The sequence below is a fragment of the Streptomyces sp. NPDC017520 genome (assembly GCF_044329855.1).
GTDB lineage: Bacteria > Actinomycetota > Actinomycetes > Streptomycetales > Streptomycetaceae > Streptomyces.
Genome location: NZ_JBIRKB010000022.1, coordinates 108,715 through 121,436 on the forward strand (window position 1 = coordinate 108,715; position 12,722 = coordinate 121,436).

Below are 12,722 nucleotides of genomic sequence, written 5' to 3' on the forward strand. Positions count from 1 at the left end.
GGTCCGCGGCGGCCTCCCGACCGGTGAGCGCCCGGGGACGGTCCCCCGGGCGCTCGCCTTCTTCCGCGCGGCCCGGAGGCGGGCTGGCAGAATCACGGGTATGGCAGAGATCATCCAGCGGGACGGAACGTGGACGTTCGACGGGGACACCGTGCGCATCGTGCCGGGGGGAAAGGCGCACCCGGTCCGGCAGGAGCTGGGTGAGACAGCCGTACCCGTGCAGGCGGTGGCGGGCATCTCGTTCGAACCGGACCGCAAGGGCGGGCGGCTGCGGCTGCGGCTGCGCGGCGGCGCCTGCCCGGTGCTGCGGGCCGCCGACGGCCGTCTCAAGGACGGCGCCGATCCCTATGCGCTGACCGTGGAGAAGGACCGCACGGGGGTCGCGGAGTACTTCGTCGACGAGGTCCGCAACGCGCTGCTGACCGAGCAGGTGCCGGAGGGCCCCGTGGACCGTTTCCTGCTGCCCGGCCCCGCGCTGCCGGTCTCCGGCGGAGGCGGTGACGGCACGGCGTCCTTCGACGGCGAGAGCGTCCGGCTGACCTGGAACTGGAAGGCCGAGGAGTCCAAGACCGCCGGGGGCCCGTCCGTCCTCCCGCTGTCACGGATCACCGGCGTGCGGTGGCTGCCCTCGATCGGGCTGGAGTACGGCTATCTGCGCTTCGAGCCGGTGGAGGGGGCTGTCTCCGCCCCACCGAAGTACGACGCGTACTCCCTGGCGCTGTGGGGGATATCCAAGAAGGAGCACACCGCGGTCCTGGTCGCGGCGGCGGTGCTGATGCGGCTGCCCGGGACCCGTGCGCTGCCGGCCGCCCCGGAGGTGGCCCCGGCCCTGGCCAAGGCGGCCGAGCCGGCGCCCGCCGCCCCGCCCGCCGGCGACCACGACACGTTGCTGCGGCGACTCCGGGAGCTGGGCGAGCTGCATCGGGCCGGAGTGCTCACCGACGAGGAGTTCAGCGCCGCGAAGCAGGCCGTTCTGCGCAGCATGTGACGCGATCGGAGAGCATTCCCTGCCCTCTCTGCCCGATATCGGGCAGATTTCTTGCGTAAGCGCGCCCCGGCAAGCAATATCGACGGGTGCTTGAACGCCGCTCGTCCCATGACGACCTCATCGATCACCTCGTACGCTCCACCGCGCTCCAGCGCGGCGAGGCGGCCCGGGTGATCCTCGACGTGCTGGCGTACTTCGACGAGAGCACCGACGACTTCGTCCGGCGCCGCCACCGCGAACTGCAGTCCGGCGGCCTGGTCAACACGGAGATCTTCGAGCGGATCGCGGCCGAGCTGCCGCACCGCGCCGTGGCGCCGCCGGAGCTCTCGCTCCGCCAGCTGCGCCGCATCGTCTACGGCTGACCGGCCGCGGCCGGCGACCGGGCGCCCGTGCGGGGCGCCGAACGGGAATGCGTGTACGTCGATGGAGGGGCAGAGAAACATGTGCGGGATCGTCGGATACATCGGAAAGCGTGACGTCGCTCCGCTGCTGCTGGAGGGCCTGCAGCGGCTGGAGTACCGGGGGTACGACTCCGCGGGCATCGTCATCACCGGCAAGGCGGCGGCGGGCAAGCCGGGCGCGCTGAAGATGGTCAAGGCCAAGGGCCGGGTCCGCGAGCTGGAGGCCAAGGTCCCCAAGCGCTTCGCCGGCACCACCGGTATCGCCCACACCCGCTGGGCCACCCACGGCGCGCCGAGCGACGAGAACGCCCACCCGCACATGGACGCGGAGAACAAGGTCGCCGTCGTCCACAACGGGATCATCGACAACGCCTCCGAGCTGCGCGCCAAGCTCACCGCCGACGGCATCGTCTTCCTCTCCGAGACCGACACCGAGGTTCTGGTCCACCTGATCGCCCGCGCCCAGGCCGACACCCTGGAGGAGAAGGTCCGCGAGGCGCTGCGCTCGGTCGAGGGCACCTACGGCATCGCCGTGCTGCACGCCGACTTCAACGACCGCATCGTGGTCGCCCGCAACGGCTCCCCGGTCGTCCTCGGCATCGGCGAGAAGGAGATGTTCGTCGCCTCCGACGTCGCCGCCCTGGTCGCCCACACCCGCCAGGTCGTCACGCTCGACGACGGCGAGATGGCCACCCTGAAGGCCGACGACTTCCGTACGTACACCACGGAGGGCTCGACCACGACGGCCACGCCGACCACCGTGGAGTGGGAGGCCGAGTCGTACGACATGGGCGGCCACGACACGTACATGCACAAGGAGATCTCGGAGCAGGCCGACGCCGTGGACCGCGTCCTGCGCGGCCGGATCGACGACCGGTTCTCCACCGTGCACCTGGGGGGCCTCAACCTGGACGCCCGCGAGGCGCGCGGCGTGCGCCGGATCAAGATCCTCGGCTGCGGCACCTCGTACCACGCTGGTCAGATCGGCGCCCAGCTGATCGAGGAGCTGGCCCGGATCCCCGCCGACGCCGAGCCGGCCTCCGAGTTCCGCTACCGCAACCCCGTCGTGGACCCCGACACCCTGTACATCGCGGTCTCCCAGTCGGGCGAGACGTACGACGTGCTGGCGGCCGTCCAGGAGCTGAAGCGCAAGGGGGCCCGGGTCCTCGGCGTGGTCAACGTGGTCGGCTCCGCCATCGCCCGTGAGGCCGACGGCGGTACGTACGTCCACGCGGGGCCGGAGGTCTGCGTGGTCTCCACCAAGTGCTTCACCAACACCGTGGTCGCCTTCGCGCTGCTCGCCCTGCACCTGGGCCGGATCCGTGACCTCTCGGTCGCGGACGGCAAGCGCATCATCGACGGGCTGCGCAGGCTGCCCGAGCAGATCAGCGAGATCCTCGCGAACGAGGACGAGATCAAGCGGCTCGCGGCGGAGTACGCGGACGCCAAGTCGATGATGTTCATCGGCCGGGTGCGCGGCTACCCGGTGGCCCGCGAGGCCTCCCTGAAGCTGAAGGAGGTCTCGTACATCCACGCCGAGGCCTACCCGGCCTCCGAGCTGAAGCACGGTCCGCTCGCGCTGATCGAGCCCGCGATGCCGACCGTGGCGATCGTGCCGGACGACGACCTGCTGGAGAAGAACCGCGCCGCGATGGAGGAGATCAAGGCCCGCAGCGGCCGCATCCTCGCCGTCGCCCACCAGGTGCAGGAGAAGGCCGACCACACCATCGTCGTGCCGAAGAACGAGAACGAGCTGGACCCGATCCTCATGGGCATCCCGCTCCAGCTGTTCGCGTACCACACGGCCCTCGCGATGGGCCGCGACATCGACAAGCCGCGCAACCTGGCGAAGTCCGTGACGGTCGAGTAGACGGTGGCACACAGACCTTGGGCCCCGTACCGTCGCGAAGACGGTACGGGGCCCAACGCGTGGCGCTACAGGGCCTCCTGGCGGCCCCTCAGGATGCGCGGGGCGGCCTTCGGGCTATTTCGGAGGCCTCAGGGAATGACGATGACGGGGCGTTGCGCACGGCGGGCGAGGCGGCCGGCCACGGACCCGAAGATCCGGCCGACGATGCCGTGCGTGGAGCCCACGACGATGGCGTCGGCGGCGTACTCCCGGCCGACCTCCTCCAGTTCGTGGCAGATGTCGCCCCCGCGCTCGACCAGCACCCAGGGCACCTCCGAGAGATAGTCCGCGCAGGCCAGCTCCAGGCCGAGGACCTCGGTGCGGTGATCGGGGACATCGACGAAGACGGGGGGCTCGCAGCCCGCCCAGACCGTGGTCGGCAATCGGTTGGCGACGTGGACGATGATCAGGCCGGAGCCCGATCGGCCGGCCATGCCGATGGCGTAGGCGAGAGCCCGCTCGCTCGACGTGGAGCCGTCGAAACCGACCACGACTCCGTGCCGGAAGGCGGGATCGCACGCATGGCGTGCTTCTTCGACCGTCCGCGGCTCCGACCCTGGGTCGGCTACCGGCTTGCGGTCTTTGGGTTCAGGGATTTCGTGACCGGCCATCGGTGTCTCGGCGAAGAGAATCCTCGTGAGGAGGGAACGGTTTCGAGAGGTGCATCAGCTGGTGGTGAAGCTCTGTCCGGGAATCATCTTCCCAACCCCATACCCCCAAGGGTACGGCGTCACTCCTCCACCACCCAGACCCCCGCAAAAGCGTGCGCGACGCTGGAGGGAGCATGCCCGAGCCTGTCCGCGATGGCAATGCCGGTTGTGTCGTACACGGGCCTCGGAAGGGGCGAACACCGTCGGCCGTCCTGTTTTTCGCGACGCCCGGCGGGCGCCCGGTCGGCCCGGCGGCGAGGCTCTCACCCGGTCCCTGTTGGCCACACCGTCACCGGGCCGCCACCCCGGGACAGGACGCCGGGGCGGGCCCCCCGCGATCGCCGTTCGAGCCGAACCCGGCGACGGGGCCCGGACCGGCGGACGACGGGGCCCGGACCGGCGGCCGGCCGGGCCCGCCGGACCGCCCCCGGCCGACGCCCGACACCCGTGGTTCTCGTGCCCCACGGCCCATCGGTCGGTAATCCGGCCCTGCGGAGCCTCGGCCGCGCCCCCGTCACGTCGGCCCGTCCGATCCCTCCGGGGCGGTCCGAACACGCCATGGTTCACGGCGGCGAGGGAGCGCACCGGCGCGGCCGCCAGGCGGCGGTTGTGCGCCCGGCGTGACCGGATACAGCACACACAACCGATGGTTTCAAGCCAACTTCACCTGGGTGCCGAACCCTTGGCGGGATGGCCGGACACCCCACCGCCCACCAGGCAGGAACGGACCGCGCGGTACGCTTTCACCCGACGCGGACGGGCCACGTTTCCGAAGGGCACTTCCCTGTGCGCTTCGCGAGTGAAACGCTTCGTGATCGAACGCTTCACGCCACGTTTCCTTATCGACATTGAGCTGGTGGGGGAAGGTGTCACAGCGGGACCACGCGACGCAGTAGATTCGATCTTGGAAATCGGAGACTGGGGACACGTGCGACACCGAGGGGAAACGTGCAGGAGCGACAGGCCCGTAAGGACCAGGGAGACGCGAACACCGAGGGGGGCTTAGCGTCATGAGCCAGGACTCCGCCGCCGCGACGGAGGCCGCACGCAAGCTGACCGGGCGGCGACGCCGGGAAGTCGTTGCCGTGCTGCTGTTCAGCGGCGGCCCTATCTTCGAGAGCTCCATCCCGCTCTCCGTTTTCGGAATCGACCGGCAGGACGCGGGAGTTCCCCGCTATCGCCTGCTGGTCTGCGGCGGCGAGGAAGGACCGCTGCGCACGACCGGTGGGCTCGAACTCACCGCGCCGTACGGCCTGGAGGCGATCAGCAGGGCCGGCACCGTGGTGGTGCCCGCCTGGCGGTCGATCACCTCGCCGCCGCCCGCCGAGGCGCTGGACGCGCTGCGGCGCGCCCACGAGGAGGGCGCCCGCATCGTCGGTCTGTGCACGGGAGCCTTCGTGCTCGCGGCCGCCGGCCTGCTGGACGGCCGGCCGGCCACCACACACTGGATGTACGCGCCGACGCTGGCCAAGCGCTATCCGTCGGTGCACGTCGATCCGCGCGAACTGTTCGTGGACGACGGGGATGTGCTCACCTCCGCCGGCACTGCCGCCGGGATCGATCTCTGCCTCCATATAGTCCGCACCGACCACGGCACGGAAGCCGCCGGGGCGCTCGCCCGCCGGCTCGTCGTGCCGCCGCGGCGCAGCGGTGGGCAGGAGCGCTACCTGGACAGGTCTCTGCCGGAGGAGATCGGCTCCGACCCGCTCGCCGAGGTCGTGGCCTGGGCCCTGGAGCATCTGCACGAGCAGTTCGACGTGGAGACGCTCGCCGCGCGCGCCTACATGAGCAGACGGACCTTCGACCGGAGGTTCCGTTCGCTCACCGGCAGCGCACCGCTCCAGTGGCTGATCACCCAGCGGGTGCTCCAGGCGCAGCGGCTGCTGGAGACCTCCGACTACTCGGTCGACGAGGTCGCCGGCCGCTGCGGCTTCCGCTCCCCGGTCGCGCTGCGCGGGCACTTCCGCCGCCAGCTCGGCTCCTCCCCCGCCGCGTACCGGGCCGCCTACCGGGCCCGTCGCCCGCAGGGGGTGGCGGAGAGCGCCGCGACGGTGGTCGAGACGATGGTGCCCAGCCAGGGGCCACCGTCCGGACGCCGGGGCTCGCCCCTGTCCTCCGCTGCCGTCGCCGTGGCGGCGTCGGTGGGGTCCGGGGAGCTGTCCCTGCCGGGTCCTGACGCGTACGTTCCCGGACGCCCGGCCCTGCCGGGGCAGCGGAGCGCCCCGTAGGGTGGGGCGCATGAACGACCGCATGGTGTGGATCGACTGCGAGATGACCGGGCTCTCGTTGACGGACGACGCACTCATCGAGGTGGCCGCCCTGGTCACCGACTCGGAGCTGAACGTGCTCGGCGAAGGGGTGGACATCGTGATCCGCCCGCCGGACGCGGCCCTGGAGACCATGCCCGAGGTGGTGCGGCAGATGCACACCGCCTCGGGCCTCCTCGACGAGCTGGCCGGGGGTATTACCCTGGCGGACGCCGAGGAGCAGGTCCTGGCCTACGTCCGTGAACATGTGAAGGAGCCCGGCAAGGCCCCGCTCTGCGGAAACTCGGTCGGTACCGACCGGGGGTTCCTGGCGCGGGACATGCGGAAGTTGGAGGGCTACCTCCACTACCGGATCGTGGACGTGTCCTCGGTCAAGGAGCTGGCCCGGCGCTGGTATCCCCGGGCGTACTTCAACAGCCCGGCCAAGAACGGCAACCACCGGGCGCTGGCGGACATCCGTGACTCCATCACGGAGCTCCGCTACTACCGGGAGGCGGTCTTCGTGCCGCAGCCCGGCCCGGACTCCGAGCGTGCCAAGGAGATCGCGGCGCGCTTGTCGGCTCCGGCCGCACCGTAGGAACCCGCTGGTCACGGGCGCAGACGCGCCCGTGGACCGGCCCCGGGAAACGGGGGCGCGAGCACCCTCCCGGACCCTGTACACTTTTTCTCGGCCGGTCGGAAACGACCGGGCGACATGGTGGGTATAGCTCAGCTGGCAGAGCACCTGGTTGTGGTCCAGGATGTCGCGGGTTCAAGTCCCGTTACTCACCCTGATGGAAGGGCCCCGGTCTTCGGACCGGGGCTCTTCTTCATGCGGTGGGGCGGTGCCGCCCGGTTGCTCAGGCGCTCAGGCGCCCGGTCGCTCAGAAGGTGACGTCGGAGCAGGCGTAGAAGGCGTTGCCGGTGTCCGCGATGGTCCAGACGCCGAGGATCAGGTGCTTGCCCGACTTCTGCGGCAGGTTGCCCGCGTGCGTGACCGTCGATCCGGGCTGCCGGCCGCCGAAGGGCACGGTGAGGAAGGGCTGCGGGTCCAGGTCGGCCCGGGTCAGGGGCTTCGACGGGTCGTAGCCGTCATTGGTGACGTAGTACCGGAAGTCGGTGGTGGCGTGCCGGGCGGCGATCCGCCAGCGGAAGGTGTGGCTCGCCCCGGCGCTCACGTCGGAGGCGGGCCAGGCTCCGCCGCGCGGGTCGTCCAGCTCGGCGAACCGCTGGTTGCCCCCGGCGCAGATCAGACCGTCGCGGGGACCGCGCGCCGGGAAGCCCTTGGGGCCCTCGACGCTCGGCGGCTCCCACTGGATCTGCCCGCAGTCGCGGACGGTGCCGTTGCCGCAGAGCTGCTGCCTGCTGACCGGCGAGTCGGTGTACCCATGGCTCTGCGCGCTGCCGGAGGTGGCCAGCAGGGAGGCTCCGGCGATGCCGAGGCCGAGGAGTAAGGAGGTGATCTTTCTGCGCATGTGGTGCTCCTGGGGTGAGGGGTGGAGCGTGCGGACAGATGGACCGGCGTGCGGCGGCTCACCGCACCTTGGTCTAGACCAAGACGGAGGCTAGTCCTGTCTATTGGTCATGTCCATACCATTGAAAGACACCCGAACGACCGACCCCGGCCGACCGTCACGACGAGTCGCGGACCACCAGCTCCGTGGGCAGTACCAGCGAAGGGCGCTCGTCGCCCGGGGTCCGGCCCGCGATCTCGTCCAGGAGGAGCCGCGTCATCCGGCGGCCCATCTCCTCGATGGGCTGGCGGACGCTGGTGAGGGCCGGGTGCATGTGGCGGGCGACCACCGAGTCGTCGAAGCCGATCAGGGCCACGTCCTCGGGGATGCGGCGGTCCGCCTCGCGCAGGACCTGGCGGGCGCCCGCGGCCATCACGTCGGAGGCGACGAAGACCGCGTCGAGGCCGGGGCGGCGGGCCAGGAGGTCGCGCATGGCCTGCGCGCCGCCCTCCTCGGTGAAGTCGGCGGGGGCGATGAGGCGCTCGTCGGGGGCCAGGCCGGCGGCGGAGACCGCCGCGCGGTAGCCGTCCAGGCGGCGCTGGGCGCCGTAGACCTCCAGGCGGCCGGTGATCGTGGCCACCTGGCGGCGGCCCCGGGAGACCAGGTGCTCGACGGCGGCCCGCCCGCCCCCGAAGTTGTCGGAGTCGACCGAGGGCAGCGTCTCGGCCGCGTCCCGGGCGCCGCTGATCACGCAGGGCATGCCCAGCTGCTCCAGGAGCTCCGGCAGCGGGTCGTCGGCGTGCACGGCGACCAGGAGTACCCCGTCGACGCGGTGGGCGGTGAGGTACTGGGCGAGCCGGCGGCGCTCTCGGTCGTTGCCGACGAGGGTGAGGAGCAGCTGCATCTCGGTGTCGGCCAGCGCCGCGCCGACGCCGCGCACGATCGCGGAGAAGTACGGCTCGGCGAAGAAGCGGGTCTCCGGCTCGGGCACCACCAGTGCGATGGCGTCGGTGCGGTTGCCCGCCAGGGCGCGGGCGGCCCGGTTGGGGACGTACCCCAGGTCGGCCACGGCCGCCTCGACCGCCTGCCGGGTCGCGTCGCTGACCCGGGGCGAGCCGTTGATGACCCGCGAGGCGGTGCCCCGGCCGACCCCGGCCCGTGCCGCCACCTCTTCGAGCGTGGGCCGCCCGCCGCTCCGTACTCGCGCTGCCGCCATGGCCGCCTCCCCGTTCCCGGTCAATTTCTCACAGCCGTACAGTCAATCCAAGTCCTGGACCGATCACCACGACGAGCGTACGGACAGTGTATTGGGAGCGCTCCCAAGCGGGGAACGAAAAGGCGGTGGGCCCGGTCGGGATCGACCGGGCCCACCGCCTTTCACCGTGCTCTCACCGGGTCAGGCGTCCGGGCCCTCGGCCGGGGGCAGCGCGTGGCGGGCGATCACGTCGCCGTACCAGTGGGCGCTGGACTTCGGCGTGCGGCGCTGGGTCTCGTAGTCGATGTAGACCGCGCCGAAGCGCTTCGCGTAGCCGTAGCCCCACTCGAAGTTGTCCATCAGGGACCAGAGGAAGTAGCCCCGTACGTCTGCCCCGTCGGCCGCCGCCCGGCGTACCGCCTCCAGGTGGCCCCGCAGATAGGCGATCCGCTCCGGGTCGTGGACCCGGCCGTCCTCGTCCGGGGCGTCGTCGAAGGCCGCGCCGTTCTCGGTGACCATCAGCGGCAGGTCCGGGTGCTCGCGCGAGACGTCCATGAGGAGGTCGTACAGGCCCTCCGGCTTGACCGACCAGTTCATCGCGGTGACCGGCCGGCCCTCGGCGAGGTGGAAGGCCACGTGTTCCGAGCCGGGCCACGGGGAGTGCTCGCTGCTGCCGTGGCCGTCGTTGCGGGTGTCCCCGGCGCCGGAGGGCGACGCGCTCACGATGGTGGGCGTGTAGTAGTTGACGCCGAGCACGTCGATCGGGGCGGCGATGGCGGCGAGGTCGCCCTCCCGGACCAACTCGGTCCAGTTCACGATCCGCTCGGTGTCGGCCAGCAGGTCCTGCGGGTACGCGCCCTTCAGCATCGGGCCGGTGAAGACGCGGTTGCCCACCGCGTCGATCCGGCGGGCCGCGTCCGCGTCCGCCTCGCTGCCGGTCAGCGGGCGCACCTGGTGGAGGTTGAGGGTGACCGAGGTCTGCGCGGCAGCGGGGAGGTTGGCGCGCAGCGCCTCGGTCGCCCGGCCGTGGGCGAGGTTGAGATGGTGGGCGGCCCGCAGCGCGGCGGCCGGTTCGGTGCGGCCAGGGGCGTGGACCCCGGAGCCGTAACCGAGGAAGGCCGAGCACCAGGGCTCGTTCAGTGTGGTCCACATGCCCACGCGGTCGCCCAGGGCCCGGGCCATGATGGCCGCGTAGTCCGCGAACCGTTCGGCCGTCGCGCGCTCGGGCCAGCCGCCCGCGTCCTCCAACTCCTGCGGCAGGTCCCAGTGGTAGAGCGTGGCGACGGGCTTGATGCCGGCGAGCAGCAGCTCGTCGACGAGCGACCGGTAGAAGTCGAGACCGCGTTCCACGGCGGGGCCCCGGCCGGTGGGCTGGACGCGGGACCAGGAGATCGAGAAGCGGTACGCCTGGAGTCCGAGGCGCTTCATCAGGGCGACGTCGTCGCGGTAGCGGTGGAAGTGGTCGGCCGCCACGTCGCCGGTGTCCCCGCCGAGGGTCCGGCCGGGCGTGTGGCTGAAGGTGTCCCAGATGGAGGGCGTGCGGCCCAGCTCGGCGGCCGCACCCTCCACCTGGTACGCGGCGGTGGCCGCGCCCCAGAGGAAACCGGTCGGGAAGGGGGCCGTGGCGGCGGGTGCCTGCTGCGGGACCGTGTCAGGTCGGACGGCTGTCATAGGGAGCGCTCCCAGGGGAAGGTGAGGGGTGAGAGGTGAGAGAAAAGGGGGTGGGAAGGGGGTCAGCCCTTCACCGCGCCGGACATGATCCCGCCGACGATCTTCTTGCCGAAGACCACGAACACCACCAGCAGCGGCAGCGTGCTGATCAGCGCGCCCGCCATCACGATGGACTGGTCGGGGGTGTACGAGGCGCTGAGCTGGCCGAGGGCCACCTGAAGGGTCGGGTTCTGCTGGTTGAGGGCGAGGTAGGGCCAGAAGAAGTCGTTCCACGCCTGGACGAAGGTGAGCATCCCGAGCACCATCATCGCGGGGCGGGCCACCGGCAGCACCACGCTCACCACGATGCGGAGGTTGTTCGCACCGTCGATCTTGGCCGCCTCGATCAGCTCGTACGGCAGCGCCTCGATCAGGTACTGCCGCATGAAGAACACGCCGAACGCGCTCACCAGCGTCGGGAAGATCACCGATTCGAGCTGCCCGCCCCAGCCGAGGCCGGACATCATCATGAACAGCGGGACGACGCTGAGCTGCGGCGGGATGGTGAGGGTGGCGATGACCGCGGTCATCAGCCAGCCGCGGCCCCGGAACCGCATCTTGGCGAACGCGTATCCGGCGAGCGTGCAGAAGAAGAGCGTCGCGAGGGTGATCGAGGACGAGACGATGACGCTGTTGAGGATCGCCTTGCCCAGGTTGGCCTGTTCCCAGGCGGTCTGGACGTTCTCCAGCAGCTTGCCGCCCGGGAAGAACGGCGGGGTGGAGGCGAGGACCTCGTCCTGGGTGCGGGAGGCCGCGACCAGGGTCCAGTAGAGCGGCAGCAGCGAGCCGAAGCCGACGACGGCGAGCGCGATGTACGCGAACGGGCCGCCCTTCATCTGCTGTCCGGCGCCCATCCGGAAGCGGCTCGGTCGCTGCGGGGCGCCGCCCTTCGGGGCCGGCGCGAGCTTCACGGGGGCGGTGTGCGTGGGGCTGGTCATGGTCATGGATGCGCTCCCGGTCAGACCGCGGACTTGCGGACGAATCGGCCGATGAACCAGTTGGCCGCGGCGATGAGGAGGAGGAGGGCGAGCATCGCCCAGGCGACGGCGGCGGCCGGACCGAGATGTCCGAGGTTCCAGCCGTAGTTGTAGAGGTAGATGCTGAGTGTCTCGTACTGGTTCTCGTTGCCGCCGGTGGCGCCCAGCGCGCCGCCCTCCAGCAGCAGCGGCTCACCGAAGAGCTGCATGGAGCCGATGGTGGAGATGACGATGGTGAACAGGATCGTCGGCCGCAGCGAGGGGATAGTGACCTTGCGGAACTGCTGCCAGCGCGAGGCGCCGTCCAACGAGGCCGCTTCGTAGAGGTCGTTGGGGACGGCCTGCATCGCGGCGAGGTAGATCAGCGCGTTGTAGCCGGTCCAGCGCCAGATGACGATGATCGAGATCGCCAGCTTCGACGTCCAGTGCCCGTTGGCCCAGTTGACCGGATCGAAACCGACCAGGCCGAGCGTCCAGTTCAGCAGTCCGCCGTCGGCCCGGAACACCAGGGCGAAGACGAGGGCGGCCGAGGCGACCGAGGTCGCGTACGGGGTGAGGATGATCGTGCGCCAGAACGTGCTCGCCCGCAGCTTGTAGTTGAGGAGGTGGGCCAGGCCGAGGGCGACCAGGAGCTGCGGGACGGTGGAGATGACGCCGATCAGGAACGTGTTGCTGACCGAGGTCCAGAACTCGGGGTCGTGCAGGATCTTGTCGAAGTTCTCCCAGCCCACCCACTCCATCGAGTCCAGGCCGGTCATCTCCACCCGGTGCAGGGCGATCCAGCCGGTGTAGAGGAGGGGGTAGAGCCCGAAGGCCCCGAAGACGAGGAAGAACGGGGCGATGTACGCGTACGGGGACGCCTTGTCGTCGAACCGCCACAGTCGGCTGCGCCACAACTGCCGCCGTGCGCTGGGTGGTTCCTTCTTCGGGTCACGGGGCGGGGTCGCGTACGCATCCCGGGTGGGGGTCGAGGTTGCCACGGGCGGGGAGTCCTTCCCTGGGTGCGCCGACGGACGGCCGGGGCGGCTGGAGGGGCGGGCAGCTGGAGGGGCGGGGCGGCTGGAGGGGCGGGCGGGCGGCGGGGGGGGGGGGGGGGGCCCCCCCCCCCCCCCGCCGGGGCCCCCCCCCCCCCCGCCCGGGGGGTGGGGGCCCATGGGGAGTTGGTGGGACGCCCCCCCCCCCGCCCCCCCGC

Annotated in this window: 11 protein-coding genes and 1 tRNA gene; 6 read left to right on the plus strand and 6 right to left on the minus strand. The window is 71.3% G+C overall.

The annotated features are described in order from the left end of the window. Window positions 1-100 precede the first annotated feature (100 nt). From ACH4KB_RS34135 to glmS, 3 genes are all read left to right on the plus strand, one after another. Window positions 101-988 carry a DUF4429 domain-containing protein gene (locus ACH4KB_RS34135; RefSeq protein WP_398070348.1) on the plus strand — a complete coding sequence of 296 codons (888 nt, stop codon included), beginning with the start codon at window positions 101-103 and terminating at the stop codon, window positions 986-988. An 86-nt stretch (window positions 989-1,074) separates the two neighbouring features. Next, entirely contained in the window at window positions 1,075-1,350 is a 276-nt protein-coding gene (locus tag ACH4KB_RS34140) for a hypothetical protein (RefSeq protein WP_003968990.1), read from the plus strand. Between the two features lie 79 nt (window positions 1,351-1,429). Next, window positions 1,430-3,259: a glutamine--fructose-6-phosphate transaminase (isomerizing) gene (gene glmS, locus ACH4KB_RS34145; RefSeq protein ID WP_398070350.1), complete on the plus strand. Its 1,830-nt coding sequence runs from the start codon at window positions 1,430-1,432 to the stop codon at window positions 3,257-3,259. Between the two features lie 128 nt (window positions 3,260-3,387). Here the strand turns inward: glmS and ACH4KB_RS34150 are convergent, their stop codons facing one another. Next, entirely contained in the window at window positions 3,388-3,909 is a 522-nt protein-coding gene (locus tag ACH4KB_RS34150; protein ID WP_026290787.1) for a universal stress protein, read from the minus strand. A 1,049-nt stretch (window positions 3,910-4,958) separates the two neighbouring features. Between ACH4KB_RS34150 and ACH4KB_RS34155 the strand changes: the two genes are divergently transcribed. The 3 genes from ACH4KB_RS34155 (at window position 4,959) to ACH4KB_RS34165 (ending at window position 6,985) form a co-directional block, all read left to right on the plus strand. Next, the gene (locus ACH4KB_RS34155; protein ID WP_018959415.1) at window positions 4,959-6,176 is read left to right on the plus strand and encodes a helix-turn-helix domain-containing protein; all 1,218 of its coding nucleotides are present in this window, start codon (window positions 4,959-4,961) and stop codon (window positions 6,174-6,176) included. Between the two features lie 10 nt (window positions 6,177-6,186). Next, window positions 6,187-6,792, plus strand: coding sequence for an oligoribonuclease (orn, locus tag ACH4KB_RS34160; protein WP_398070352.1), 606 nt, complete (start codon window positions 6,187-6,189; stop codon window positions 6,790-6,792). 120 nt (window positions 6,793-6,912) lie between these two features. After that, window positions 6,913-6,985, plus strand: a tRNA-His gene (locus ACH4KB_RS34165). Window positions 6,986-7,078: 93 nt separating this feature from the next. Here ACH4KB_RS34165 and ACH4KB_RS34170 read toward each other — a convergent pair. From ACH4KB_RS34170 to ACH4KB_RS34190, 5 genes are all read right to left on the minus strand, one after another. Next, window positions 7,079-7,669 (minus strand): lytic polysaccharide monooxygenase, encoded by a 591-nt coding sequence (locus ACH4KB_RS34170; RefSeq protein WP_398070354.1) that lies wholly within the window; start codon window positions 7,667-7,669, stop codon window positions 7,079-7,081. 157 nt (window positions 7,670-7,826) lie between these two features. Beyond that, a complete protein-coding gene (locus ACH4KB_RS34175; protein WP_398070356.1) occupies window positions 7,827-8,864 on the minus strand; it encodes a LacI family DNA-binding transcriptional regulator in 1,038 nt (345 codons plus the stop codon). A gap of 180 nt (window positions 8,865-9,044) precedes the next feature. Next, the gene (locus ACH4KB_RS34180; protein ID WP_398070358.1) at window positions 9,045-10,514 is read right to left on the minus strand and encodes a GH1 family beta-glucosidase; all 1,470 of its coding nucleotides are present in this window, start codon (window positions 10,512-10,514) and stop codon (window positions 9,045-9,047) included. Between the two features lie 62 nt (window positions 10,515-10,576). After that, on the minus strand, window positions 10,577-11,497 hold the full coding sequence (locus tag ACH4KB_RS34185) for a carbohydrate ABC transporter permease (RefSeq protein ID WP_398070360.1): 921 nt from the start codon (window positions 11,495-11,497) through the stop codon (window positions 10,577-10,579). A 14-nt stretch (window positions 11,498-11,511) separates the two neighbouring features. Then, the gene (locus ACH4KB_RS34190; RefSeq protein WP_398070362.1) at window positions 11,512-12,510 is read right to left on the minus strand and encodes a carbohydrate ABC transporter permease; all 999 of its coding nucleotides are present in this window, start codon (window positions 12,508-12,510) and stop codon (window positions 11,512-11,514) included. Between the last annotated feature and the right edge of the window lie 212 nt (window positions 12,511-12,722).

Coding starts and splice junctions, on each gene's coding strand:
- ACH4KB_RS34135 (WP_398070348.1), top strand. CDS start 101: ATGGCAGAGATCATCCAGCGGGACGGAACGTGGACGTTCGACGGGGAC.
- glmS (WP_398070350.1), top strand. CDS start 1,430: ATGTGCGGGATCGTCGGATACATCGGAAAGCGTGACGTCGCTCCGCTG.
- ACH4KB_RS34150 (WP_026290787.1), bottom strand. CDS start 3,909: ATGGCCGGTCACGAAATCCCTGAACCCAAAGACCGCAAGCCGGTAGCC.
- ACH4KB_RS34155 (WP_018959415.1), top strand. CDS start 4,959: ATGAGCCAGGACTCCGCCGCCGCGACGGAGGCCGCACGCAAGCTGACC.
- orn (WP_398070352.1), top strand. CDS start 6,187: ATGAACGACCGCATGGTGTGGATCGACTGCGAGATGACCGGGCTCTCG.
- ACH4KB_RS34170 (WP_398070354.1), bottom strand. CDS start 7,669: ATGCGCAGAAAGATCACCTCCTTACTCCTCGGCCTCGGCATCGCCGGA.
- ACH4KB_RS34175 (WP_398070356.1), bottom strand. CDS start 8,864: ATGGCGGCAGCGCGAGTACGGAGCGGCGGGCGGCCCACGCTCGAAGAG.
- ACH4KB_RS34180 (WP_398070358.1), bottom strand. CDS start 10,514: ATGACAGCCGTCCGACCTGACACGGTCCCGCAGCAGGCACCCGCCGCC.
- ACH4KB_RS34185 (WP_398070360.1), bottom strand. CDS start 11,497: ATGACCATGACCAGCCCCACGCACACCGCCCCCGTGAAGCTCGCGCCG.